19 protein-coding genes are annotated in these 26282 nt (G+C 43.0%); 7 read left to right on the top strand and 12 right to left on the bottom strand.

What is annotated here, in order from left to right; translation table 11 throughout:
• Positions 1-177 precede the first annotated feature (177 nt).
• The 5 genes from GXP67_RS02065 to GXP67_RS02045 all read right to left on the bottom strand — a co-directional run bounded on the left by GXP67_RS02065 (position 178) and on the right by GXP67_RS02045 (position 8473).
• The gene (locus GXP67_RS02065) at positions 178-2559 is read right to left on the bottom strand and encodes a M43 family zinc metalloprotease (RefSeq protein ID WP_162441620.1); all 2382 of its coding nucleotides are present in this window, start codon (positions 2557-2559) and stop codon (positions 178-180) included.
• Positions 2560-2654: 95 nt separating this feature from the next.
• Positions 2655-3143: a lipocalin family protein gene (locus tag GXP67_RS02060; RefSeq protein ID WP_162441619.1), complete on the bottom strand. Its 489-nt coding sequence runs from the start codon at positions 3141-3143 to the stop codon at positions 2655-2657.
• A gap of 10 nt (positions 3144-3153) precedes the next feature.
• Positions 3154-3930 (bottom strand): hypothetical protein, encoded by a 777-nt coding sequence (locus GXP67_RS02055; protein ID WP_162441618.1) that lies wholly within the window; start codon positions 3928-3930, stop codon positions 3154-3156.
• Between the two features lie 124 nt (positions 3931-4054).
• Positions 4055-5422: a RagB/SusD family nutrient uptake outer membrane protein gene (locus tag GXP67_RS02050; RefSeq protein WP_162441617.1), complete on the bottom strand. Its 1368-nt coding sequence runs from the start codon at positions 5420-5422 to the stop codon at positions 4055-4057.
• A gap of 21 nt (positions 5423-5443) precedes the next feature.
• The gene (locus tag GXP67_RS02045) at positions 5444-8473 is read right to left on the bottom strand and encodes a SusC/RagA family TonB-linked outer membrane protein (protein WP_162441616.1); all 3030 of its coding nucleotides are present in this window, start codon (positions 8471-8473) and stop codon (positions 5444-5446) included.
• A 420-nt stretch (positions 8474-8893) separates the two neighbouring features.
• Here GXP67_RS02045 and GXP67_RS02040 point away from each other — a divergent pair, with 420 nt between their 5' ends.
• From GXP67_RS02040 to GXP67_RS02025, 4 genes are all read left to right on the top strand, one after another.
• Positions 8894-9469: a Crp/Fnr family transcriptional regulator gene (locus GXP67_RS02040; RefSeq protein WP_197901631.1), complete on the top strand. Its 576-nt coding sequence runs from the start codon at positions 8894-8896 to the stop codon at positions 9467-9469.
• 104 nt (positions 9470-9573) lie between these two features.
• Positions 9574-9888, top strand: coding sequence for a DinB family protein (locus GXP67_RS02035; protein ID WP_162441614.1), 315 nt, complete (start codon positions 9574-9576; stop codon positions 9886-9888).
• Positions 9889-9907: 19 nt separating this feature from the next.
• Entirely contained in the window at positions 9908-10630 is a 723-nt protein-coding gene (locus tag GXP67_RS02030) for a hypothetical protein (RefSeq protein ID WP_162441613.1), read from the top strand.
• A 53-nt stretch (positions 10631-10683) separates the two neighbouring features.
• On the top strand, positions 10684-11652 hold the full coding sequence (locus GXP67_RS02025) for a zinc-binding alcohol dehydrogenase family protein (RefSeq protein ID WP_162441612.1): 969 nt from the start codon (positions 10684-10686) through the stop codon (positions 11650-11652).
• 96 nt (positions 11653-11748) lie between these two features.
• Here GXP67_RS02025 and GXP67_RS02020 read toward each other — a convergent pair whose 3' ends face one another.
• From GXP67_RS02020 to GXP67_RS02000, 6 genes are all read right to left on the bottom strand, one after another.
• Entirely contained in the window at positions 11749-13098 is a 1350-nt protein-coding gene (locus tag GXP67_RS02020; protein ID WP_162441611.1) for a RagB/SusD family nutrient uptake outer membrane protein, read from the bottom strand.
• A 36-nt stretch (positions 13099-13134) separates the two neighbouring features.
• A complete protein-coding gene (locus GXP67_RS02015) occupies positions 13135-16188 on the bottom strand; it encodes a SusC/RagA family TonB-linked outer membrane protein (protein ID WP_162441610.1) in 3054 nt (1017 codons plus the stop codon).
• 442 nt (positions 16189-16630) lie between these two features.
• On the bottom strand, positions 16631-18028 hold the full coding sequence (locus GXP67_RS02010) for a RagB/SusD family nutrient uptake outer membrane protein (protein ID WP_162441609.1): 1398 nt from the start codon (positions 18026-18028) through the stop codon (positions 16631-16633).
• Positions 18029-18150: 122 nt separating this feature from the next.
• Positions 18151-20124, bottom strand: a complete 1974-nt coding sequence (locus GXP67_RS37200) for a SusC/RagA family TonB-linked outer membrane protein (protein ID WP_232065321.1) — start codon at positions 20122-20124, stop codon at positions 18151-18153.
• Positions 20115-21188 (bottom strand): TonB-dependent receptor plug domain-containing protein, encoded by a 1074-nt coding sequence (locus tag GXP67_RS37195; protein WP_232064877.1) that lies wholly within the window; start codon positions 21186-21188, stop codon positions 20115-20117. The genes GXP67_RS37200 and GXP67_RS37195 overlap by 10 nt, the downstream gene beginning before the upstream one ends.
• Positions 21189-21756: 568 nt before the next feature.
• A complete protein-coding gene (locus GXP67_RS02000; protein ID WP_162441608.1) occupies positions 21757-22731 on the bottom strand; it encodes a polyprenyl synthetase family protein in 975 nt (324 codons plus the stop codon).
• Positions 22732-22977: 246 nt separating this feature from the next.
• Here GXP67_RS02000 and GXP67_RS01995 point away from each other — a divergent pair, with 246 nt between their 5' ends.
• Entirely contained in the window at positions 22978-23751 is a 774-nt protein-coding gene (locus GXP67_RS01995) for a CPBP family intramembrane glutamic endopeptidase (protein WP_197901630.1), read from the top strand.
• Between the two features lie 97 nt (positions 23752-23848).
• Positions 23849-24355, top strand: coding sequence for a hypothetical protein (locus GXP67_RS01990; protein ID WP_162441607.1), 507 nt, complete (start codon positions 23849-23851; stop codon positions 24353-24355).
• 119 nt (positions 24356-24474) lie between these two features.
• On the opposite strand, the gene GXP67_RS01985 is transcribed toward GXP67_RS01990, so the two are convergent.
• Positions 24475-24837, bottom strand: coding sequence for a four-helix bundle copper-binding protein (locus GXP67_RS01985; protein ID WP_232064876.1), 363 nt, complete (start codon positions 24835-24837; stop codon positions 24475-24477).
• A 321-nt stretch (positions 24838-25158) separates the two neighbouring features.
• On the opposite strand from GXP67_RS01985, the gene GXP67_RS01980 reads away from it, so the two are divergent.
• Positions 25159-26250 carry an ISAs1 family transposase gene (locus GXP67_RS01980; RefSeq protein ID WP_162441340.1) on the top strand — a complete coding sequence of 364 codons (1092 nt, stop codon included), beginning with the start codon at positions 25159-25161 and terminating at the stop codon, positions 26248-26250.
• The last annotated feature ends 32 nt before the right edge of the window (positions 26251-26282 follow it).

The raw sequence follows: 26282 nt of genomic DNA, 5'->3' as shown, positions 1-26282 counted from the left end.
GACAGTCTGGAACCAGAATGTATGGGATTTTAGGATGAATAGAATTTTTTATAGTGAACTTCTGAAATCCAGGTTTCAACGTATTAGCTGTTAACTAACAACGATCAACCAACAACTATTTTAATTCAATCTTGAAAATCATTTAATCTGTGTAATCCAGGTTCCAGACAGGGAATTTTATCTCCTGGAAATTACCAGTTTTCTTTTGATTACAGTATCACCCACCGTACAAACGGCCAGATACATGCCATCTGGAAGATTGCTCAGGTTGAGTTCCTTACTAAATTCCTGTCCGGATTTCATGTCAGAAAACGATGCGATCTGGCTGCCTACCACCGAATACACCTGAATATGTACCCTTCCTACATCCTGGTTGGTAATGGAGAATCTGAATTTGCCATCACCTGGATTAGGATATACTTGTAACTGGCTATCCTCAGGATCTATCGGAACGGCCGTAGCCCCTCTCACCACTACGGTTACTGTAGCACTGGTGCGGCACAAGTCAACACCTCCGCCGGTAACTGTATAGGTAGTGGTCTGGGTAGGGGCGACTACCACCTGTGGACCTAAGGTTGTATTCAATCCGGCATTATCCGGACCCCAGGAGAACAAACTTCCTCCCCTGGCATTTAAGGTCACACTTTCTCCCTGGTTAATGATAATCGCCGAAGAAGATACCTGTACCGATGGATTCATGCCTACATTAGCCGTAATATCATGGGCAATATTCAAGCCCTGGCTGATACTAATGGGCGACCAGTTACCAGTACTGTCCTGTTCAAAGGAAGTATTAAAGGTGGACTCACCATTTTTAGTTGTAATTAAAGCTACCGTATCTCCTTTGTATGCCAGTTCAATACCCACATGGAAACCTCTTCCGAATACAGGTACATTCCTGTCGAAGGTGATAGTCGTAGGATTACCGGCAGCAATATCCTGCTGTATTTTGGAAAGTAATACCTGCTTGCTTTCTAGAACGGCGCCAGGTCCCCCCTGGAATCCTCTGGCATTCCAGGCTGTAATGGTAACAGTTGCCTCAGGATCAGCAATTTGGACATACCCAAAGTGCAGGCTCGCACCACCCAGGTATTCGTATCCTAAATTGTTGGCAAAAAACTCCGACTTTGCTCTGGTTTTCAGGTTATTCTGTCCGGCGACATACCCTTTGGTAATATTTTGTATAGGCGCCTTCAGTAGGGTAGGTGTACCGTTAAAATTGCTCAAGTCACTGCAAATACCTGCCGAAGAAACTTCTATATAGGCATCTCTAACCCTGGTAGAATCTCCCAGGTTGTTTGTTACTTTCAGGCTTACCCGGTATTTTCCGGGAGTGTTGTACACCACAGATGGATTTCTGGTGGTAGAAGTAGCAGGTTCTCCGCCTTCAAATGTCCATAGCCATTGGGTAGGGAAGTTTGACGACAGATCGACGAAATTGACGGTAGCGCCTCTCAACACCAGTTGTTTATCTGATCTGAAATTTGGAATTGGTTTGCCTGCGATCAGGTTGCCGCATACGCCAGAGGAAAGCAGGGAATTGCGCCGGGGACTTACCTCTATTACTGTACGCATACGTTCTTTCTGGTCCTGGGTGAAAATATTCTGGCAGGCATCTCCGGAATAATCCATGTAGTTCTGCACCATATTTACATTACCGCAAGAAATTCTGCCTACCTGGCAGCCATTGCTGGGGCCATCCGCTGGCGGAGTATCTGCACAAAAATCTTCGGCACAAACGCCATCTCCCCAGATATGGCGTAAGCCCAGAAAGTGCCCGGTTTCATGCGTTAAAGTACGGCCTTTGTCATAGCCTGCGCCCAGTACCGGAAAGTTTCCTTTATCGGAAGAACCAAAAGCACTATACAAAATAACCACTCCATCAGTACTGGCACCGGTAGCGCCACCTGTACTTAATCCAGGTAACCCGGAACGGATTGGAAACTGGGCATATCCCAGGGTAGTAAAGCCAGGGGCTTGTCCACTGAAATTCACCGCCCAGATATTATAATATTTCTCCGGATTCCAGATGGTGGTAGGTTTCAGGTTACTTTCTACTTCATCGAATGTCCATACACTTTTTCTGCCGTTATAGCGGTCAATTCCTTTTTCGGGCATGGTTCGTCCCAAAGGATCTAAGGTAGCCAGGCAAAACTCAATCTCAATATCAGCTCCCACTGCGCTATTGTTAAAACCCCTGGTACCGGGTTTTCTGCGGAAATCTTCATTCAATACATCAATCTGAGATTGTACCTGGGCTGCACTGATATTGGTTCCCTGGCCAACCGATTCGCCATTGTGTACCACATGCACTACAATCGGAATGGTAATTACTTCAGCTTCCGTACGGGCACCTCTGTTTTTAAGCCGGCGTTCAGAGATCCGGAAGGCAATATCCTGTTCAAAATCCGACATAGAGCCTAGTAACGGATGTTTGCGGCGGAGCAGACTGTCCTGCTCCATGGTGAGGCATTTTTGTATTTCTTCAGGAGTCTGGGCAAGCGTTTCCGTAAATAGGGTATAGGCTGCCAGCAATATAAGTAGGAAAAGTTTTTTCATGGAACAAGCAAAAGTAATCGGATGGTGGGGCAGTGAATAGTTTGAGTTTTTAGTCTGCCCTATTAACAGTGCTACACATCTTGATAAGGAAATATTTAATCATTCTGGGCAGTAAAAACAAGCCGGTATGCGAAATTATACTGGTTTACAAACAATTCCACTGTCATGCTTCTCTCAGTGAGCCGTTTGATAGTATAGCCACCGATTCCAAACAGGGGTGTTCCGAAGTTAACGGTAGCATTGGCATTCACAATAGACCAGCTGCCGGTATAATAAATATCTGGTCCATCAATACACTTGTCCTCTCCCTGGCTGATTTCAAAGGTACGGCCTTCATCTGCATAGAACGTATACAGTTCATCATAGACGCAATTATCAGGATCACTTGGGTCATTGAGATCAAAAGTCAAAGGCTGTTTTCCTTCTTCCACAATGGAATAACCAGTAAGCCGCCAGGTTTTACTGCTGTCACCACTGAGTAATTTTGAATAGGTAAGCGGTGTAGGTTCAAACTCTTCCGAACAGCCGGCTAAACAAAGGCTCATGACCATCAGAAGAACTATAAGGTAAGTAAATTTATTCATAGGTGTAAAATCATTGTCTTTCCGGAATATATTCTATAGGAAGCACTACGATGGTGTCTTCACCAGCATCTGTTTCAAAAGTAAGCTCTATGTTAAAATTAATCCTTCCATTGCTGGGATTCACCGAACCTGTTCCCTGAATGGTATCACTAGCCAGGGATATTACATCCTCGATCTGCGGAGGAATGGTAAGGGTATTATCGCCATTATCTACAAAGGTTAAATCCAGTTTCACTCCTCCGATAGAAAGCAACCCCACATTCCAGTTGCTCAACGTATAGGTTTCACAATCGGCACTGGTTATGGCAATCCCTTCTGCGGCACCCCCGGTAAATTCACTTCTGCCGGTATAATTTCCGCTCAGAATACAATCGTCTATAATGGTAAAAGTCATGCTGCGGCCGATGATACCGCCGGTGCTTCTGCCGATCTGCAGGTTTTCCGGAGTAACTTCCAGCAGCGTAAATACCAGGTTCTGTGATTCGAGAATGTTATTGGCATTGTTGATCAGCTTCAGGTTAATGTACCCGAAACTATCACCGGCATCGATTTCTAACTCACCAATTACGTCATCCTTGCCTTCGATCTCATAATCTATTCCTTCTCTGGCCGTACCACTTACAGTATATTTAATTTTAATATCCTGGTTTAACTGTGGCCCAACCAGATGCACAGATATGGGAATCACTTTATTAAAACTTTCACGGGCTGAACCAGTAGGCTCTGTAAAGAGGATGTGATAGGGACCCTCAAAGATAATCTCCTTTTTCTCACAGGAAGCAAGCATTCCGATTGATATAAGAAGCAGCCCAAATAAAACAGAACGTATATTTTTCACTTTATTCTAAATAATTTTATGACTACTGACTTCTGACAAATGAACAATTAGTCATTCGTAATTTGTAATTAAATTAATATCCAGGGTTTTGTGCACCAGCAAGACCGGGATTCCGCTGAATTTCTCCTAATGGAATAGGCCATACATTATACGTTTCTTTCCAGTTAGCTGAAAACGACGACATTACCACATTCGCCCTTCCGGTACGTACCAGATCATACCAGCGGTGGCCCTCAAATGCCAGCTCATACACCCGTTCTTCTTCTATCAGTTCCAGCATCGGAGCTTGTGCATTTACATTTGAAACCAGCGGTGCATCGGCCCGGGCACGCAATATATTAATATCTTCGGTGGCGCTATTTGCCCCAGTAATGCGGTTGAGCCGGGCTCTTGCCTCAGCCCGTATCAGATACATTTCAGCTAAACGGAAGATCACAATATTATTATTATCACTGTCCTGATTGCCATATTTAGCCACCGACCAGCCATTATCAACACCTCTTAAATCCTGCGGATCAAACGTTACAGATTCACGCCTGTCGCCGGAATTAGTAGAATTAGCCCGGAGACCCACCAGGTAATCATTGATCACCCGGTTGGAAGGAATAATTTCCCTACGGGCTACAAATAAGTTATTCAGGGTACCTGGATCATCATTCTGGGTATAGCCTGCTTCAAAAATGGCTTCACTGGTAAAATCCCGTAAGACTACATCTGAGAAGCTGGCAGGCAGGGTATACGTATCATTATTGATCAGTTCAGTAGTATATTGTTCAGCCAAAGCCCATTCCTGGTTATAGAGATAATACCTGGCCAAAGCTGCTTGAACTGCCGGAATGCTGGCAAAACCAGGATCAGAACTTTCTTCTGGCAGGCCGGTTAAAGCTGCCTGGTAATCAGATAATACCAGTGCCAGTATTTCTTCTTTAGAGGATTTAGGAATAATTCGGTTGGTAGCCAGATCAGTAGTGGTAACCAGAGGCATGCCGCCATAGGTGTGAGCACCTATAAAGTAGGCATACCCTCTCAGGAAATGGGCCGTAGCGGTAACTTCATTCCGCAGGGAAGCAGGCACTCCTTTTACATCGGGCAAACGTTCCAGAATAAAATTTGCCACATATACGGTATTGTAAATACCTGCCCAGAGTCCGCTTACATTGGCATTGGCTGAAGAAATCTCTTTATTACTCAGTTCCCGGTATTGGATGAAGGTGCCATTATGTGTGAGCAGATCAGCGGTAAAATCCCCGGCTATTACTACCGAGCCACCCATACCCCGGAAAGCACTATATAAACCGATCTGTACAGGGCCTACATCGTTGGGTTCATTCAGCACCAGTTCATCAATCAATGAAGCCACTGGTTTTGGTTCCAGTATTTCTTTACAGGAGGCAAGGACGATCAGAAACGAAAGAAAAAAGTATTTACTGTATTTAATCATGGTTGGTTTGCAAATAATCCGTTAAAAACCTACTGTAACGCCCAGCATAATGGTACGTACCTGAGGCAAAGTAAATAAATCTATGCCCTGCCCGATGGTAGCGCCATCCAGGTTGCTTACCTCCGGATCGCCTCCGCTATAGGGAGTGAGGGTCCATAGATTGGTAGCGGAAGCATATATTCTGGCATTGCTTACCTTGATACGGCTTACCCAGTTACTAGGCAAATTATAGCCCAGGCTCAGGTTTTTTAACCGCAGGTAGGAGCCATCTTCGATAAAGCGGCTGCTGTGCCGGTTGTTAAAGGTGTTGCCGAATTCATATTTAGGAATACTGGTGATGTCTCCAGGTTTTCTCCAGCGTTGTAAGGCTTCCCGGATCTGGTTTACCTGTAAATTCTGACCCAGGTTCAGCAGTGAAGAATTAGTCATATTGATAATTTCATTGCCATAGGAGAACTGGAAGAATACACTCAGATCAAAGCCTTTAAATGAGAAACGGTTGGTGATACCACCAATAAAATCAGGTTGCGCATTGCCAATTACAGCGCCATCGTCTTCTGTAATTTCACCATCTCCGTTTACATCAGCATAGATCGCGTTTCCGGTAGCCGGGTCTACTCCCTGAAATTTTAAGCCCCAATAGGTACCCAGCGGATGATTCGTTAACAGAACACTCGTACCGCTTACGCCGGCTGCCTGGTAACCAAAATACAAGGGAAGTGTATCTGCCAGCGATTCAACATTATTAATGTTACGGGAGATGTTCAGGTTGGTAGTCCATTTCAGGTTGCCATCCAGATTTACCGTATTTAAACCAAGTTCAACACCTTTATTTGAAATTTTGCCCACATTTCCCTGAATCCCGCCAAAACCAGTGGTAAGGGGATAGGGTTCTGTAAACAGTAATTTATCAGTCAGGTTGCTGTACCCGTCTAAGGTCACTGTAACCCGGCCATTAAACATCGAGAGATCTACACCAATATTGGCTTCTCTGGTACGTTCCCACTGCAAATTAGGATTACTCAAGCCAGCAGGCCCGATACCGGAAGCACCATTATAAGAAGTAGCCGACCAGGTACCCAGAAAGGCAAAGTCACCAATTCGCTCATTTCCGGTAAAACCATAGCTTCCTCTGAGTTTAAGGTCATTGATCCAGGCAAAGTTTTGCATAAAAGGCTCAGCAGAAACACGCCATCCACCGGAAGCTGAAGGGAAAAAACCGAACCGCCTGCCCTGGCCAAACCGGGAAGATCCGTCTTCTCTGGCAGTAATCGTAACAAAATACCGGTCATTGTAATCATATTTAAACTCTCCAAAGAACGACAATAAGCCATTTTGCACAATAAAGGAACTGCCCTGGTCTACAACCCCGGCAGAGGTAATATAGGTGAAGTCATCGCTGGGGAAAAGTCTGCCTGTTACACTGGAGGTACGTTCTGTCCGTTGTAATACTTCAGTGCCCAGCAGTCCGTTTATATTATGCTTTTCAAATAAAGTCTTGTTAAAAGTAAGCGTATTAGTATTAATAATAGTCGCATATGTGCCGCTGCTATTGATTCCATATCCTTGTCCGCCCACACCTGCACTACCGCCTATTGCTGTAGTAGAGGGTTCAAACTGATCATCGTTTACACTGTTATAATCTGTGCTGAATTTGGTGCGAAGGCTGAGATTGTTGAAAAAGCGGTATTCTGCATAAATACCACCAAGGATCTTAGTGGTATAGGTATCAAAACGGGGTAATAAAGCCTGTGCCACCGGGTTAAAGTTCGGAAAATCAGGATACAAAGGATCACCAATCGTAATGAGATTCCCCTGCTCATCGTAGGGTGAATAATAGGGAAGGCTGGCCGCCGCTCCGGAATATACGCCATCTAAGAAATTATCGCCTTTTACCCGTTTATTTTTAGTGCGGGATAAGGTCAGGTTGCTGCCAAAAGAGAGTTTATCGGTAGCCTTATGGTCTAAATTTACAGTGCCGGTATACCGTTCAAATTTATTGTTCAATTGAACCCCTTCTTCATCCCGGAAATTGCCGCTTATATAAAATCTGGTTTTCTCACTGCCTCCGGAAGCCGAGAGCTGGTATTGCTGGTAAATACCTCTGCGGAAGATTTCATTCAGCCAGTCGGTATTAATGGCGTTAGTAACGCCTGGTATTAACCCTACTGTATCCGGATTGCCTCCCAGATTGGTGATGGCTTCCATTTGTAATTCCAGCAGTTCATCAGAATTCAGCAGATCTAATTTTTTGGTAGGATCAATGATGCCTCTTTGTACATCTGCTGTAATGGTCGTTTTCTGGTCTGTTTTGCCCCGTTTGGTGGTGATCAATACTACGCCGTTAGCAGCTCTGGAACCATAAATAGCTTTGGCAGAAGCATCTTTTAATACCTGAAGCGATTCAATGTCATTGGGGTTAATGGTAGCCAGGGCGTTGTCGTTCTGACCGCCGAAACTCCGCAAGCCTAAACTGCCATCCTCTACAGGAACACCATCTACAATAAACAGAGGCCGGTTGGAAGCTGAAATAGAAGTACTTCCCCGTACCCTTACTGTAATACCTCCGCCTGGTGTTCCGGATGATTGAGTTACCTGTACGCCGGGCGCTTGCCCTTGTAAGGCCTGGTCGATACCGGCTACGGGAATATCTTTAAAATCTTTGCTGGAAACAGAAGCAATTGAACTGATTACATCTTTTTTTTCTACAATGCTGTAACCGGCTACTACTACTTCATTCAGCTGGGTTACATCTGATTTAAGCACCACGTTTACCGTACTCTGGTTACCAACGGCTATTTTCTGGGTTATAAATCCAATATAACTGAAAGCCAGCGTGGCTTGCGGAGGGACTGTAATGGAATAATTGCCATACGCATCGGTGGTTGTACCGGAAGGGGTTCCTTCTATCAGTACGTTCACACCTGGCAAGCCGCTATTGTCCTCTGCTGAAGTAACCTTTCCGGTAATAGTAGAACCCTGGGCGTACAAAAGCTGGTTTGTCAGTAGAATCAGTCCAATAATAATAAAGACTTGTAAAGTCCTGTGCATAATATTTAATTCAGGATAGACAGATAGAGAAAGTTACTAATTAATTTTTTTAAACAGGTATACCAAGCCGATTTTTTTAAAACTAAGGATATATTATTTTATTACCCAGTATATTCTCCAGGAATCCACCTTTTTTCTCTGTAACCACCCCTAAGAAAGGCCGGAAAATACCTCTGACGTGTACTGATGTGAAGGCTTTGTTCATATACGCCAGTTGCAATGGGGTATAGAAGTTTTGAAATCTGGTTTTCAGCAGCAGTTTGCCTGCTCATATTAAACAAAAAAAGGATTTTTTTGTAAAACATCTTTTTAAAAATATCTGGCAGAACCTCTTTCTCCATAATGATTTCCTTTATCCCTGAAGCTAATTTTAGTAGTTTTGAAAAGAATATTAACCTCATCCGGATATATACCTGATTGATGCTTCAACCGCTTATAGCTCATTTTGAAAGTTATCTTCCTTTGGAGGAAAGTGAAAAAGGGTTACTGGAAGGAAGAATAACCGAACGGCGGATCAAACGCCGGCAGCTCGTGTTACAGGCAGGCTTTCCCTGCAAACACTATAGCTATGTGGTAGAAGGCTGCTTTAAGATGTATGGCGTGGATAAAAAAGGAAATGAGCACAACATCCAGTTTGCCGCCGAAAACGACTGGATATCAGACATAGGCAGTTTTCATTCCGGCAAGCCCAGCCCGTTATGTATAGAAGCCATTGAGCCTTCCCTTATTTTACAAATTGAAAGGCAGGATCTCTATTTTTTATATCTGAATATCCCCAAACTTGACCGTATCTTTAAAGTGATTATTGAGAATAAATATGTGGAACTGCAAAACCACGTTCTACAGAACATCAGCTCAACGGCACAAGAACGTTATGACGCTTTTTTGGAACAATATCCTACCTTAGCCCTGCGTCTTCCCAATACACAGATTGCCTCTTACCTGGGCATCAGTCCTGAATACTTAAGCGAAATCCGCAGTGACCGCAAGTCATAATACGCTCTATCCTTAAACTATCTTAAGGGTATTTCTTAAACTATCTTATAGGTGTATTCACCATCGTCCCGGTACTTTTGCATTGACATTAAGCAGTGCAATAAATGAATTACGGTTTTGCTTCCGCAATTACCGGTACAAAAAGTCCAGTAGGCCAAGGTGAATCAGAAAAGGCAACTGATCAATCTAAAGCAAATGTGACAAAGCTGGTGATGGCAGGCTATGATTTTGTGCTCGATCATGTAAAGAAAATGACACCGGCTCAGTTAAACGAACCATTCAAACTATTCGGAAGATTTGATATGAGTAAGGCAACAGCCCTTGCCAAAATTTTTGAACATCAGACCCATCACCCAGGACAAACCACTGTTTACCTGCGCATTGCTAAAGTAATACCGCCTAGTGAAAAGCTATTCTGAGTAAATTATCAATTGTTCTATGAAGAGAAAAATTAACACCTACCTGCTGAATATCTATTTATTTTCCTTTGTGCTGAGTCTTTGTGCCGTATGTGCCTTTGGTCAGGAAATCGTTTTTCAAAAGCAGAAATTTGAAGCCATAAACGTGACAGCCTCTGTGGTCAAACTCAATGGGGAGGAAGTGCTGAAAGTGGAAAGGGATTTAAAGGCATTGCCTTTCGATGTTAACCGCTTAGAGGCGACGGTGGATGAACCTACCTATGTGAAACTAAAGAATGTAGATTTTGAAAATGGCGTGATTGAGGTGAAAATGCTGAGTCAGATTCAGAACCCATCGCCATTTGAAGGGGCACAGGGATTTATTGGCCTTGCCTTCAGAATCAGTGATGATAATACTGCCTACGAATCTATTTATCTCAGGCCCAAGGTTGGACGATCTGAAAATCAGATGTTCAGAAATCATACCGTTCAATATTATGCCTACCCGGATTATAAATTTGACCGTTTGAGGAAAGAAGCTCCGGGTATGTATGAAACCACAGCACCAGTGAATATAAACGAATGGATCACGATGCGAATTGAAGTGAATGGGCAAAAGGCGTATATGTATATCAATGATGCCAGGTACTCCACCTTTGTGGTGGATATAATGAAGGGATCCACCACGCATGGCTCGATCGCTTTATGGGTAGATATTGGCACAATTGGCTATTTTAAGGATGTAAAGGTTATAAAACGTTAATAGATAGCGCAGAAGATAATGAACCTGGATAGATTTGCGTTAAAATATGCACCATGAAAGCAGCCGTATTATATAGCGCTGGAGCGGCGGAGAATTTCAAGCTGGAAGAAAGGCAACTACCTGTTCCACAGGAAGGACAGGTATTGATTCAAGTAAAAGCTTTTGGCCTGAACCGTTCGGAACTGATGACCCGGAAGGGCTTATCGCCTGATGTGAATTTTCCACGGGTATTGGGTATCGAATGTGTAGGTGAAGTAGTAACTGATCCTTCAGGAGCGTATAAACAAGGGCAGCAGGTAGCAGCATGTATGGGTGGTATGGGCCGCGATTATGACGGGAGTTATGCCGAATACACGATTTTACCTAAACAAATTATCTACCCGTTTTCCAGTACCCTTCCTTGGGAAATACTGGGTGCTATTCCGGAAATGTTTCAAACGGTGCATGGTTCCTTGAATTTGGCACTTAATATCCAAAAAGGTGAATCTATATTGATCCGGGGTGGTACATCTTCCATTGGGATGCTGGCTACACAAATGGCTAAACTTGCCGGGCTAACTATTATTGCCACCACCCGGAAGGCTGAAAAGGAAAAAATGTTGCTGGATAATGGAGCCTCTTATGTGGTGATAGATGAAGGAAGCCTGCACGATAAAGTCCGCGCTATTTTTCCCGAAGGCGTAGATAAAATGCTGGAACTTGTGGGTACCTCTACTCTGAAAGACTCTCTGGCATGCGTTACACCCGGAGGCACTGGCTGTATGACTGGAATGCTTTCCGAGCAATGGTCTATTCCTGACTTTGCACCGATGGAGTTTATACCGGCAACGGTTCGGTTAACTATTTATGACAGCGGACAAATCCGGAGTTCTATCCAGGAATTTCAGGATTTCATCCATAGGGTGGAAGCTGGTCAGATCAAATTAAACGTAAGCAGAGTGTTTACCCTTAAAGATATTGTGGAGGCGCATAATTTTATGGAAAACAACCAGGCAGGTGGGAAAATTGTGGTGTTGACTTAATATCCGATGCATTTTTACTGAAATGAAGAGTTAGGTAAACAAAAACGGATGCCTGGCCGGGCATCCGTTTGAATATATAGCAAAAGCGTTTGTAAGTTAATACCCGGCGTTTTGAGTTAGATTTGGATTTACATCTGTTTCACGTTGTGGAATCGGAAATACCAGTTTGGTAGAATTGTAAGGAAGATCGCCTACGCTGCCTTTGGTACGCTTAATGTCATGAATTAGGTGTCCTTCAAAGGCCAGTTCCAGTCTTCTTTCCCGCATGATATCATCAATGGTAACAGCTGCCAGAGGATCTAAGCCGGCTCTTTCCCGGATCACATTAATGTCGTTTACCGGAGTATCGCCTACGGCAGCACCAGCCCGGAAGTTGGCTTCCGCTCTGGTCAGATACATTTCGGCTAAGCGGATAATACCCACATTGCCAAACTGGTTAATCCATTTTCCGGTACGTATTACCCCTGATTCATCTTCATAAAAGAGGTTAAATCTTTCGTCTCCTTCTTCATACATGGCCAGGTGGGCATCTTCAATAATAATATCGCCGCGTCCGGCATATTCTGCAGCACCAAAAAAAGTATTCATTTCATTTACCCCATCCTGCGAAGTAACCTGTATGGCAAATATGTCCTCATCGGTATTTGAGCCATTGTTGAATTCACCAGCATAATCAGAAACCAGTTCAAATTCACCAGAGTCGATTACCCGGTTAGCAGCATCGGCAGCAGCCTGATAATTCTGTTGCATCATATATACCCTGGATAGCATGCCAGCAGCTGCATACGTAGTGGCAAAAAAACCATTGGATTCAGGAAGCAGGCTTTCTGCAGAGGTTAAGTCGGCAATTACCTGGGTATATACTTCCTGCACAGTATTACGGGCTGCTTTTGCACTTTCTCCAATCACTTTGGTAGGAGCAAGGATAAGCGGAACTCCCGGATTAGAAGCAGGGTTTCCATCTGTAAAGGCAGGTGCATAGGTACGAACCAGTTCAAAAAACATAACTCCCCTGATAAATTTGGCTTCTCCTTCTACCCGTTCTCTTTCAGCTTCTTCTACTACCGATAGGTTATCCAGTACATTATTTGCGATATTAATCACCTCATAGCTATCACTCCAGGTAACATTTGCCTGATCATTATTTTTGAGCAGGCTCTTTCTGAAAATTTCTTCCGGAGCTACAAAGGTGCCATCCCAGAATATTTCTCCATCATCACCCATCAATTCAGCATCCCGGAGCACATTTCCGCCATATACATCGGCATCGCCCATGGCATCATAAGCACCTACCAGAAGGGCTATTACATCTGAAGAAGTTTTTACGGCTTCTTTTGCATCTACTGTGTTTACCGGCTGTACATCCAGTTTATCAGCACATCCACTCAGGAGCGAAAAGACTGAAATACTGGCTATAACTAGTTTATATATAATTGATTTTTTCATATTTGTATCCATTAAATAATTGGGAAAGGGATGTGGTTAAAAGCCCAGATTAATACCGAAGGTGATGGTACGCGGCTGGGGAGCCGAATAAAAGTCTGTACCTAAACCAATGTTACTGCCACTGGCAATAAAGTCGGCATTTACTTCCGGGTCCCAGCCATTGTAATCGGTGAAAGTGAGCAGGTTCTGACCAGTAGCATAGATCCGTACACGCTGCAGTTTAAGTTTATTTACCAGAACGTTTGGCAAGGAATATCCAAGTGTAATGGTTTTTAAGCGGGTATAGGAAGCATCAGACAGATAACGGGAAGATTCTGCGGTACCATTGGCGCCATATAGTCTGGCCTGTGGTACACTGGTTACATCCCCAGGTTTCTGCCAACGGTTGAGCTGGTCTTTGGTCTGGTTGTCGAAGAAATCGCCATTAGCCGACTGAAATTTACCGCCGGCATTGTACACATCGTTGCCATAAACCCCCTGGAACAGGAAAGTGAGGTCAATCCCTTTGTAAGAGAATGTATTGGTGATACCAGCTGTAAAGTCCGGGTTAGGATTTCCGATAATTACCCGTTGGGCCTCATTTACATCATTCGTCGTTGTACGGTCGCGGCTGCCATCCGGACGTGCGGTATTGACATAGTACAGAGCATCTCCATTTTCTACATCTACGCCGGCATATTCAGGTGCAAAAAACACACCGATAGGCTGTCCTTCCACGGCACGGTTTACATATCCCCCTTCAATGATTTGTCCCTGTAAGTCGGTAAGTTTGTTGCGATTGCGGGAAAAATTAAAACTGGTATTCCATGTAAAAGCACCAGTCAGGTTCTGGGTATTGATTACTACTTCTATTCCCTTATTTTCCAGTTTACCTACGTTACGAAGCTGTGTGGTAAAGCCGGAAGTAGCCGGCACATTCACATCCAGCAACAAATCTTTGGTTTTCTTTACATAATAATCCACTTCGCCAGAGATACGGCCTTTGAAGAAACCGAAATCAATACCAATGTCTGTTTGTGCAGTCTGTTCCCATTTCAGGTCCGGGTTTTCGATCTGCGAAGGACGCTGTCCTGGGGTGCCTGCATAACCGGCATCACCTGCAAACAATCCACGTGGGGCAAAATTTCCGATTTCGGCGTTTCCTGTTATCCCGTAGCTGGCACGCAGTTTTAAAAAGCTTAGTAAATTATTATCAGCCAGGAAAGATTCCTCTGAAATTACCCAGCCCACGGAGGCAGCCGGGAAAAAACCATACCGGTTGCTTTCGCCGAATCTGGAAGAACCATCTATACGGCCACTTACAGAAAGCAGGTAACGTTTGTTGAGCTGATAATTGACCCGGCTGAAATAAGAAAGAAAGCTGAACATGGTTTCTTCCGAATTTCCGGATGTGATATCAGCGGCTGACGTAATTTGTTTATATGCATTGGAAGCGAATTGCTGTCCTTCGGCAGAGGTCAGGTCTCGTTTCGATTCCTGGTAGCTCATACCCAATATTGCTTCTACATCATGGGCATCGGCAAATGTATTGACATAGCGGAAGAAATTATTGGTATTGTAATTGAATATCTGTGTCCAGCTGTTAAAGCCCAATCCATTGGGAGCACTACTATTGCGGACAGTTTCTTTTCCATAGTACTGTTCTTCATTTTGTGTCAGCACATCTACTCCAAATTCGCTCCGGAACGTGAGGCCGGGCAGAAAATCATAACTGGCGTATACATTGCTGATATTACGCAATACATAAGTCATGTTGGAAGAATAATCCCGGTTAAGCAATGGATTATAATATAAAGTATAGTTGCCGCTGAGTTGTCCGGTACGGGGATCAATCACAGGGGTGATAGGCGGCAAGGCCACCACCTGCATAGGAGTTGAGAAGGCATTATCGTTGGATAGCCGTGTATTTACCGTTCGGGACAAGCTGAAGTTAGCACCCAGCATCAGTTTATCAGTAGCCCGGTGGTCGAGGTTAATCCGGCCGCTCATGCGTTTAAAGTTATTCCTGATCAGAATACCATCCTGGTCACTGTACGAACCAGAAATATAGAAGCGGGTTTTATCGGTACCACCACTGGCGCTCAGGTCTACCTGGTTTACTTTACCACGCTGGAAGGCCTGATCCTGCCAATCAGTATTAATAGTGGGTGTTTGCCATCCGGCAGCATTACCTGCGGAATAGCGGGTAAACCGGGCATCTAGGCTGGCTTGTGTAGGGGGATCTATGCCAAGTGCTTCTGAGTTTGCCCTGGCTTCATTAAATAATTCTACATATTCGCGGCTATTGAGCCATTCTTTTTTTCCGGTAGGATCGCTGAAACCCGTAAAATAGCCCAGGCTAAAGTTAGTTTTGCCGGATTTGCCTTTTTTAGTAGTAATTAATACAACCCCATTAGAAGCTCTGGAACCATAAATGGCGGCGGCAGAAGCATCTTTGAGGATTTCGATAGATTCTACATCATTAAAATTCAGGTCGGCCAGTGGATTGGTTTGTGAATCGCTGGAAGACTGGCTTTCGGAGGTAATTGGAATACCATCAATCACATACAGGGGCTGGTTGCTGGCCGTAACCGAGGATGATCCCCGAACCCGTACCTGCATGCCCTGCCCTAACTTTCCATTGTTAGACTGGATAAAAACCCCGGCGGCTCTTCCCTGAATAGCCTGCTCCAGGCTGGGAACCGGTACATTGGCAATATCTGCGCCTGATACACTGGCAATGTTTCCGGTCAGGTCTCTTTTCTGCTGAGAACCGTAACCAATTACAACTACTTCAGACAGAGATTGTACATCAGCTTCCATTTGCACATTTAGTACGCTGCGGTTGTCTACAGCAATTTCCTGGGTGGTAAGTCCAATAAAGCTAAACACCAGAGTGGCATTGTCTGGCACACTCACGGCAAAATTTCCTTCTGCATCGGTAGCTGTTCCGATGGTTGTGCCTTTTACAGCGACGTTTACTCCCGGCAGGCTTGTGCCATCGTCGGCCGACGTTACTTTTCCAGACACTGTTCTGTTTTGCGCATAGAGACTTTGTGAGATCCCTAATGCGAATAACAAAACAACATAATTCAGTAGAATCCTCTTCATACGTTGTGATTGTTTTAGTTGTAGGTTAATGTTTAACTAAAAAATAAAAAACCAATATAGCAAATATTATAAATGTGCTTTGAAAGTTTAGTTTAATATTTTTTAACGAAATTGGTATTATGCAAAATATTCTTTAAAAAAGGTCAACTTCTATAAAATAAGTGAATAGATGATATGAAATATCAATGGATATAATATTTAGTGATCTTTGATATATGAAGGCTGTTTTGAATAAATGCTATAAAAATGAAAAATATAGGCTATTTTTAAATGATAGCTTGCAAAATTAATTGTAAAAAGATGTTTATGTCGAAGAATTATCAAATAAAAATATTACAATTTTATTAACCACCCTGATGGTCTTCTTGTTTGAAGAAACCATAAATAAAAAAGGATGCCTGGTATAGACATCCTTTTGAACTTTGTTGGAATAAATTGTTTGTTAATATCCGGTATTTTGCTCAAGGGCCGTATTTACATTTAACTCACGTAAAGGAATAGGCAGCACCAGTTTCGGATTGTTCCAGGCAACACTTCCAATCGTGCCTTGTGTGCGGCGTATATCATGTATGCCAAACCCTTCAAAAGCCAGTTCCAGCTTTCTCTCCTGTAAAATAGATGCCAAAGAAATCGTTGGTAGCGGGGTGGCATTTGCCCTGGTGCGGATCAGGTTGACATCTTCAAGCGGTGTACCTCCGGTAGTAGTACCCAGCCGGAAATTACATTCCGCCCGGATCAGGTACATTTCTGTCAGGCGCATCACCAGGTAGTTGCTGTAGGGATCTTTCCATTTTCCGGTAGTAAGTTTGCCGGATTTGGTGCAGCTTCCTTCATAAAACAGTTCCGTTCTGCGTTCATCCAGTTCTTCGTACTGGTTATAAAAGGTAGAATCCGGGTTGATATCACCCCGTCCGTTGCCGGCTGGAGAACCGCCACAACCATAGAATCCATACAAAGCCCCATTGTTCTGACCGGCATTGTTCTGGTCGGTTTGCTGGGTTTCGAATATTGATTCTGTAGATGGGGAAGCACCTGTATTATAAATTTCTTCCACCGAACCTGCCAGTTCATAAGGTCCTTCTGTAATTACTCGGTCGGCTTCCTCCAATGCCTGCGAAAATTCGCTTCGTTGTAAAAATACCCTGGCTAAAAATCCACTGGCGGTAAAGGTACTGGCCCGGAATCCGTTTTCTTCCGGTAGGTTCTCTTTGGCAAAATTTAAGTCTTCCAGTACCTGGGTATATACTTGCGCTACCGTAGAACGGGGAATACTTACATCTCCGGAAATGGTAACAGTGGGCTGTAAGGGCAAGGGAATGCCAGGCTGATTATTAGCTGCCCCTGGAACCCACTGCTGGGCATATAACCTAACCAGTTCGAAGAAAATAATGCCCCGTATAAATCTGGCTTCGGCTTCAAATTGTGTACGTTCATCACCGTCGGCTTTGCTGAGATTGGCTAGAACCAGATTAGCACTATTTACACACGCATAGGCCCTGCGCCAGGTTTCTGCCGCCGCATTATTGGTGTTTACCATATTGCGTTCTACAATATTGCGGTACTGGGTGAAACTGCCTGTCCAGGTGAGGTAATTGTCGGCTGCCAGCAGATCGGGAATCACAATCAGGTTCGCACCATATAAGCCGTCTATATCATCGGTAAAACCCTGTGAAACACCACTGCCCATGATTGCATAGGCACCCAGTAAAACCAGTTCTACATCTTGAGTTCCTTTGCCTGCATCTATGGAAGAGGTAGGTTCTATATCTAATTTGTTATTACACGCATGGGAAGCCAGTAAAAGTACCAGCAATACCATACTATATATTTTCATCTTCATGGTTATATAAGTGATTGAGTGAATGAATTAGATTACTGAATAAGTGAATTATACTATTTGTTTCCCTATTCAAACCTTCTATAATTCTGTAAGTTTGTAATTCTATTTCTTCCGGTTTATTATCAAAACCCAAGATTAATGCCTGCCAGAATCGTACGAACCTGAGGTGTTCCATACCAGTCGTAACCAGTGCGTAAATTGATCGTCTGATTGCTGGAGCCGGGATCGGTATAGTTCTGTTCCGGATCATTGCCGTTATAATCGGTGATGGTAAAGAGGTTCTGTCCGGTTACGTATACCCTTACAGATGCCAAACGAGCTTTTGAAACAAGCGTCTTCGGCAGATTGTAGCCCAGGGTTACTGTTTTAAACCGCAGATAGGAACCATCATATAGCCACCGGGAGGAAGTGCTGGCACCATTTCCATCTAAACCTGGACGGGGAATATCAGTAATATCACCTGGCTGTTTCCAGTAATTCATCTGGTCTTCGGTCTGGTTGTCGAGGCCGCCGCTGGAGAAATTAGCAGACTGATAGATGCCGGAAGCCCGGTATACTTTATTTCCATATACATATTGCAGGAATATACTCAGATCGAAGCCGGCAAAATTGAAAGTATTGGTTAAGCCACCGAAATGTTTGGGAACCGGGCTGCCTAGTATTTGAGAAAATGCCTGTGCATAATCGTCGGTAATGCCGCCATCTTGTGTATAATACAGAGCATCGCCATCGGCTGGGTCAACACCTGCGTACTTCTTTCCATAAAACACCCCAATCGGTTGCCCCACAATGGCCGCATTAATATCTCTGGAACCCCCAGGCAGAATGTCGGAATTGTTAAGGTTAGTCACTTTATTTTTGTTATGCGCAATGTTAAAGGTAGTTGTCCAGGAGAATTTACCTACCAGGTTCCGGGAAGTAAGGCTGAATTCTATCCCTTTATTTTCCATAGAACCTACGTTTTTGAAATAGGTGTTGAATCCGGTGGTATTAGGTACAGGTGTACTCAGCAGCAGGTCTCTGGTATCTTTTACATAGTAATCCAAAGTACCTGAAATACGGTCGTTCAGTAATCCAAAATCAATTCCGGCATCCCATTGCAAGGTAGTTTCCCATTTCAGGTTTGGATTTTCAACGGTATTGGGAGCCAGACCTGTATTGGAACCATAAAATATCGGGTCATATAATCCACGGGCGGCAAAATTAGGAATATCAGAATTACCGGTTACGCCCACGCTTACTCTGGCTTTGGCAAAACTAAGTATTTCAGATAAACCGCTTTCTTTTAGAAAGTTTTCTTCAGAAATGACCCATCCAAGAGAGCCGGCAGGGAAAAAACCATAACGTTCGTCTCTCCCAAACCTGGAAGAACCATCCACTCTGGCACTTAAAGAAACCAGGTATTTTTCACCAAACTTGTAATTGGCTCTTGAAAAATAGGAAAGGTAACTGAAGCCAGTGTTATAAGAGGTACCAAATACAATTTTGGGCGAACTGGTCAGGGTGCGGAAATCATCGCTGGGAAAACCTTGGCCTTGTAACTGGGAATAGGTAGAATTGGATTGCTGGTAACTCATTCCGCCCAGTATCTCCAGGTCGTGCAGGTCATTAAAGCGTTTGCTGAACGTAAGGGTATTATTGGTAGTATAATTCAGCACCCGGCCAGTCCGGTAGGAGCCAAACCCGGTAGGCCGTCCATTGGGGGTATTACGGCCTGAATAGGTATCTTCTACCTGGCTGAGTAAATCCAGGCCAAGTTCGCTCCGGAACACCAGTTCTGGAATAAAGGCATAGGCACCATAGAGATTAGACAAATTCCGTAACACGGTTGTTTTATCAGAAGAATAAGCGATTTGCAGGAAAGGATTATCGTAGAATGTATTATTGTTGTAATCTTTGCTTACAGGATCGTAAAAAGGTGTGAGCGGAGACAACGCATTGGCCTGGGTAGCACTTGTAAATGAATTATTTTCATCCAGGCGGTTATTGATGGAGTATGCCAGGCTGAAGCTTCCGCCAAAAGAGAGTCTATCCGTTGCCTGATGGTCCAGATTAATGCGGCCGCTAAGCCGCTCGAACATATTCCTCAACGCAATTCCTTCTTGTTTACTATACCCCAGGCCAGTATAGAATTTTGTTTTTTCACTACCCCCGAAGCAGATACATCCAGTTGCTGGAATTGAGCGGTACGGTATGCTTTTTTCTGCCAGTCGGTATCGGCATTATACGAAAGCTCTGTATCCCAGTCGGTGGGATAATAAATGTCCGCAGGCGTAATGTAATCTTCGGGTTCCGAATAGAGCTGGTTATAATTATTTACGGCATCCGTTACAATCTGAATATATTGATTGCGATTGAGGAATTTAAGCAGGTCGGTTGGTTTACTTTGTCCCTGGGAGAAATTAATATTGAAGTTCGTTTTGCCGGCTTTGCCCCGTTTGGTAGTAATGAGCACTACGCCGTTAGAAGCCCTGGAACCATAAATAGCAGCTGAAGAAGCATCTTTGAGAATCTGCACAGATTCAATGTCGTTGGGATTGATGTCGATAAGCGGATTGGTATCTTCATTAGTTGGGTCACCGGTACTTTCCTGGGTAATAGGAAATCCATCTACTACATATAAAGGCTGGTTGCCTGCCGAAACGGATGCCGAACCTCTTACCCGTATTTTCATAGCTCCGCCTACTTTTCCGCTGGAAGACTCTATCTGTACGCCGGTAGCCCGCCCCTGAATAGCTTGTTCAAAACTTACTACGGGCACATTTTCAATGTCTTTGGCCGATACACTGGTAAGTGAGCCAGTCAGGTCTTTTCGTTCCTGGGTGCCATAACCCACTACTACCACTTCTGTAAGTGTTTTTACATCGTCGCTCATCTGCACATTCACTTCACTTCGGTTGCCAACGGCTATTTCCTGCGTAGTGAGGCCAATAAAACTAAATGTGAGTGTAGCATTAGGCGGAACCCCTAAAGAATAATTCCCGTCGGCATCGGTAGAAGTTCCGGTAGTAGTGCCTTTTACGGTTACGTTTACCCCTGGCAAGCCTTCACGACTATCCAGCGAAGTTACCTTTCCGGTAATGGTTTTGTTCTGCGCCTGCACCAGAAACCCCAGGCAGGTAAGCAGCAGAATAAAACTACAGCGTAGAATCCTGTTCATACGATTGATTGATTAAGGTGGATATTTGGACAACTAAGTGATAGGAAAAATTTTATATACCTGTAAATGTATAATGACATATAAAAGCTTTACTAATATTGTTAATATACAATAATTATCAAATAAATGTTATTGTAAATTTTTATAATTATGGTACTGTTATAATAAATTAAGGAGAGGTAATAGAAGATGTAAGGAAAATGAAATATTTATAATTTACTGTATTTTAAATATTTTACTTAAAATTAGCTATATCTATTAAAGGAAAGTCCAAATATTTTTAATCAATTATCGAAAAAATAAAAATATTTTTCAGATTAGAATATTTATATTTTATGTTAGGAATGACTACTATGGTAGCTGAAAAATAAATATAATAAAAAAGAGTATACGGGGAAATTTATCTGAAGGGCGTTAAAAGCAGGATGAACTGCGAGCTAATAAAAACTTTCAGCAATACATGCAGCTCAAATTTACAGGGATGATAGCAGCAGGGCAGGAGAGAAGCAGCATAAATACCCACTATGAGTATACGTATAACCAGCAATATTCAGAGGATAAACAGAGTTTACTTGGTGCGTTCGATGGTGAAGGTAACAAGCTGTCCCAGGGCTGTTTTAAAGACAGATTCTGGAAATGAATGAAGGATCTGCATGGCATCGGAATGATAGGTATGCATGACTTGCGTTGCATACTCGATTCCACCACTCTTTTTTACAAAATCGATAACTTCAGCAACTTTCCGGGGTTTTTCGCTCTGGTTTTTGATCAGGTCTATAATATGCCTTTTATCGGACCAGGAAGCTTTATTGAGGGCAAATATCAGGGGCAGGGTCATTTTTTTTTCCTTAATATCAATCCCGACTGGTTTTCCGATTTCGTCATTGCCATAATCAAACAGGTCGTCTTTAATCTGAAAAGCGATCCCAACTTTTTCTCCAAACTGACGGGCTTGTTCAATTACTCCTTCGCTGGCATGGGCGGAACAAGCACCTACGGCACAGCAGGAGGCGATCAAAGAAGCTGTTTTCTGACGGATAATTTCAAAATACACTTCTTCGGTAATATCCAGGCGGCGGGCTTTTTCAATTTGCAGCAATTCGCCTTCGCTCATTTCACGTACGGCCGTAGAAACAATGCGCAGGAGTTCAAAATCATTATTTTCGATGGAAAGCAGCAAGCCTCTGGAGAGCAGGTAATCGCCCACCAGTACAGCAATCTTGTTTTTCCACAAGGCATTTACAGAGAAAAAACCGCGGCGGTAATTGGCATCATCTACCACATCGTCGTGGACAAGTGTAGCTGTATGCAGAAGTTCGATCAGGGCAGCACCTCTGTAAGTAGCTTCGGTTACGAGTCCGCAAGTTTTAGCCGTTAAAAACACAAACATTGGCCTGATCTGCTTGCCTTTGCGTTTTACAATGTAATTCATGATCTTGTCGAGCAGCATTACATTGCTTTTCATAAAAGAACGGAACTTCAGCTCAAATGCTTCCATTTCGCCGGCAACCGGGGCCTGTATGTCTTTTATGTTAAGTGCCATTCCTAAGGTGTATGCAAGTATACTATCAAAATGCCCGAATGCAAAAATTTACTTTGTCTTTGTTTGATAAATCCCGAATGGCTAAATGTTCGGCACAAAGTCAGTAGTCATGGGGCAGCAGCAGGTAAGGGATGGCTTAGTAATTCTTTCGGATGGAGGAAGTATGCAAATATAAATATACCTGTTTGATTGAGCTACAACCGGTAATGGCGCACATAATTACAAATGACTCCTGATTCTTGACCAATGACTATACAGAAGATGCAACATCTGGATACTTTTTATAAGAATGCCATACGCCGCTTTTTACAGCCTGGATGGAAAACTGGCCTTGGATTTATTATTTTATTGAGTATTCCTCGGGTTTTTATTGTATTACAGGCCTCCCTGACAGGTAATTATCAGTATGTTTCTATTCTGTTTCTGGTCATGTGGGTGCTGCCTTTTTTACTTCTGACCAGAGCAGGAAGAAAACAGATAGGTATAAAAAGGCCTCAGCATGCCTGGTGGATATTGATGGGCTTCCTGCTGGGAATGGCCTGTTGCACAATAATGTACTGGATAGGTGCCTGGCTTTTTGGAGTGAGTACGCATCAATGGTTTGTGTATATTTCCGGAACCTATACCCAGGTACCTGCCCAATTGACCAGCAATGACAGGCTTGTTTTTTTCCTGGTCTATTCGGCAATCAGTATGACCTTCAGTCCGGTGGGGGAGGAGTTGTTTTACCGAGGTATTGTTCATGAGAATTTCGCAGCGGATATGGGCGATACCAGAGCTGCTTTTGTAGATAGTTCCGCCTTTGCACTGGTTCATCTGGCGCACTTTGGAATTGTATATTCCGGGCAACAATGGCAGCTTTTATATGTTCCTGCTTTTCTTTGGGTATTGTTCTTATTTGGCGCCTGCCTGGTATTTTATATTTCCAGGCGAAAAAGTGGTTCCATCCTGGGAGCCATTGCTTCCCATGCTGGTTTTAACCTGGCCATGAACTATTTTATCTTCTATTATATCCGTTAAACAGATTCAAAAGGATAGAATCAGGTTTATGCTTTCTGTCAGAACAAAATAACCTTTACCGCCTGTTTTGCCGTTTGAATAGAAAACCATCAGCCCTATGAAAAAACTTAAATATATACTATTGTACAGTTGGATTGCCACCGGATATGCTTTTACCGGATATGCCCAGGAACAGCAGGACTTAAATGATTTAGGCAATTCCATCATTTCCTCACTGCAGAACAATGATCCGGATGCTTTTCTGCAAGCCCATATTAATAAAAAAGACTACGAAGAACTGACCAGTAAAAGCAGTAAGATTGCTTCTAAAAAAGAGAAAACCTCTGACGCCGATTCTGAATCATTTGATACTCTGGAAGAAGCCTACAAAAATAATTTTGAGGAAATCATTCAGAAAGGAATCTCCAGGCAAATCAACTGGAAAGAAGTAAATTTTTTCCGGATAGAAAATGCAGATAAAACCACCAATGAAGGGAACTTACCTGTTATTCACAATCCCATTATTGTGTTTACCTATAAGGAGGAAGAATTAAAACTACAGGCCGACAAAATTGCTAAATTGAACAGAGGATGGGTAGTAGTTGGGAATATAGCCATGCAATAGCCTGATCACACAAATGCTGTTAGGAGTTGTAAAACCTATTAGGATACAGATAGGTTTTACAACTCATTCCGCCTCGGGTAAAAATAAGTGCAATAAAAATAAATATACACAGACTGATCTTACAGCCATTTGGAATTAATGGCCGTTTCTTTCTGGAGATATTTTTCGCAGGTCTGGTAACATTCCTGACAAATATCTCCACATAGCTGGTAATGTTCCTGGCTTTGTTTGTAGCATTCTTCTGCACATTTGCGGCATATTTCAATACATTCTTTAATTATCCGCCGCATATTCGCTGAACTGCGGGAAATAAATCTGGCGGTTAGTGCACAAATATCTATACAATCTCTTTGAAGGTTGACAGAATCTCTCAGGGAAGCAGGAAGCCCTTCCTGTATACTCATGGTCAGGCAGGTTTCACAGGCAGTGATGCATTTATTGAGCGTCTGGATCACATTATTTTCGGTTTCGGTTTTCAACATGGCAGTAGGGATAAAGCAAGCAGGAATAGTATCTTTAAAAAAAATTACATTTGCTACAAAGGTATGTTACAACAGCGGGAATCTATAACTTGATGTGTATTTTTTGAAAGGAATAAATGAGACTAAACGATAGTTTGAAAAGACGATATAAGTCTGGTAATAAAATTAGTCAAGAGGAAGGTTATTTGTCAGAATGAGTTAATTAAATGAAGGTTATTTCTTGAAATTTCGAGTGGATAAATTCAAATATCAATTATTAAATGAGATTTAGGGTTTCCGCACCAAAGATAGAGAAAAAGGAAAGAGGGGCTAACTTTGTGCATGGAACTTAAAAAGATACTAAACAAAGTAGCTGATTTTCGGGTGCAAGGCCGCTGCTTACATCTATTAGCAGATATTTTAGGCTTAGTTTTATGTGGGGTAATAGCCGATTGTGATGACTTTGACGAGATAGCAGATTATGGCAAAGATAATACAGCGTTTCTGCAGCAAGAACTAGGATTAAGTTTTGTTAATGGTATACCTTCTGCTGACACTTTAAATCGGGTGATCAGACACCTGGATAGCCATAGTTTGGAGCAATGCTTCAAAGCGTGTGTAGCTGGCTTCTCCTTAGCAGGCAAGCAGGTATGTATAGATGGCAAAGAATTGAGAGGTACTATACCTGCAGGCAAAAAGCATGCTTTGGTTCGTATGGTCAATGTATGGGTAGAGGAACATAGCTTAAGCTTTGGACAAGTAGCCGTAGAAGCCAAGAGTAATGAGATTACAACTATTCCTGCTTTATTAGATACCCTTGATTGCAAAGGTAGTATCATTACTATAGATGCTATTGCTTGTCAGCAGGCAATTGTAGAAAAGATCAGGGATAAGCAAGCCCATTATGTGATTGCCCTAAAGGCTAATCAAGGTGTACTCTATGAGCAGGTAGCCCATTTTATGCAAATCAATAAGTCTGCTCTCGCTTTTAATCAGCAACTAGATAAAGCCCATGGCAGAGGAGAAGAACGTAGGGTATATATTGCTCAATGCATTGATTTGGTAGAGGAAAAGGAAAAATGGCAGGACTTACATACTTTAGTCATGGTAGAAAGAAAACGCATTATAGCAGGCAAAAAGCAAGAACAAACCCTGTTCTATATAAGCAGTTTAACAGATACAGACCCTGCCTTGTACAGCCGCTACATAAGAGGCCATTGGGCGATAGAGAATGGCTTGCATTGGCAACTAGATGTTACCTTTAGGGAAGATGAGGCTAAAGTCAGGAAAGATAAAGGACCCATCAATCTGCATCTGATTAGAAAGTGGTCTTTGCATCTGCTCAAAAAAGAGCCTTCTTGCGTGAGTGTCAAACGGAAAAGAAAAAAAGCTAACAGAGACACTAATTTCCTGTTAGCTATTCTTAAAACTTAATATTTAGTGCGGAAACCCTAAATGAGATTGGT

The sequence above is a fragment of the Rhodocytophaga rosea genome (assembly GCF_010119975.1).
Classification (GTDB): domain Bacteria; phylum Bacteroidota; class Bacteroidia; order Cytophagales; family 172606-1; genus Rhodocytophaga; species Rhodocytophaga rosea.
Note: the sequence above shows the minus strand (reverse complement) of the source record. Positions and strands in the feature narration are given on the sequence as shown.

Coding starts and splice junctions, on each gene's coding strand:
- GXP67_RS02010 (WP_162441609.1), bottom strand. CDS start 18,028: ATGAAGATGAAAATATATAGTATGGTATTGCTGGTACTTTTACTGGCT.
- GXP67_RS02030 (WP_162441613.1), top strand. CDS start 9,908: ATGAAGAGAAAAATTAACACCTACCTGCTGAATATCTATTTATTTTCC.
- GXP67_RS01980 (WP_162441340.1), top strand. CDS start 25,159: ATGGAACTTAAAAAGATACTAAACAAAGTAGCTGATTTTCGGGTGCAA.
- GXP67_RS02025 (WP_162441612.1), top strand. CDS start 10,684: ATGAAAGCAGCCGTATTATATAGCGCTGGAGCGGCGGAGAATTTCAAG.
- GXP67_RS02065 (WP_162441620.1), bottom strand. CDS start 2,559: ATGAAAAAACTTTTCCTACTTATATTGCTGGCAGCCTATACCCTATTT.
- GXP67_RS37195 (WP_232064877.1), bottom strand. CDS start 21,188: ATGAACAGGATTCTACGCTGTAGTTTTATTCTGCTGCTTACCTGCCTG.
- GXP67_RS02040 (WP_197901631.1), top strand. CDS start 8,894: ATGCTTCAACCGCTTATAGCTCATTTTGAAAGTTATCTTCCTTTGGAG.
- GXP67_RS02020 (WP_162441611.1), bottom strand. CDS start 13,098: ATGAAAAAATCAATTATATATAAACTAGTTATAGCCAGTATTTCAGTC.
- GXP67_RS02060 (WP_162441619.1), bottom strand. CDS start 3,143: ATGAATAAATTTACTTACCTTATAGTTCTTCTGATGGTCATGAGCCTT.
- GXP67_RS02055 (WP_162441618.1), bottom strand. CDS start 3,930: ATGCTTGCTTCCTGTGAGAAAAAGGAGATTATCTTTGAGGGTCCCTAT.
- GXP67_RS02015 (WP_162441610.1), bottom strand. CDS start 16,188: ATGAAGAGGATTCTACTGAATTATGTTGTTTTGTTATTCGCATTAGGG.
- GXP67_RS01985 (WP_232064876.1), bottom strand. CDS start 24,837: ATGTTGAAAACCGAAACCGAAAATAATGTGATCCAGACGCTCAATAAA.
- GXP67_RS02035 (WP_162441614.1), top strand. CDS start 9,574: ATGAATTACGGTTTTGCTTCCGCAATTACCGGTACAAAAAGTCCAGTA.
- GXP67_RS02000 (WP_162441608.1), bottom strand. CDS start 22,731: ATGGCACTTAACATAAAAGACATACAGGCCCCGGTTGCCGGCGAAATG.
- GXP67_RS01995 (WP_197901630.1), top strand. CDS start 22,978: ATGACTATACAGAAGATGCAACATCTGGATACTTTTTATAAGAATGCC.
- GXP67_RS02050 (WP_162441617.1), bottom strand. CDS start 5,422: ATGATTAAATACAGTAAATACTTTTTTCTTTCGTTTCTGATCGTCCTT.
- GXP67_RS02045 (WP_162441616.1), bottom strand. CDS start 8,473: ATGCACAGGACTTTACAAGTCTTTATTATTATTGGACTGATTCTACTG.
- GXP67_RS01990 (WP_162441607.1), top strand. CDS start 23,849: ATGAAAAAACTTAAATATATACTATTGTACAGTTGGATTGCCACCGGA.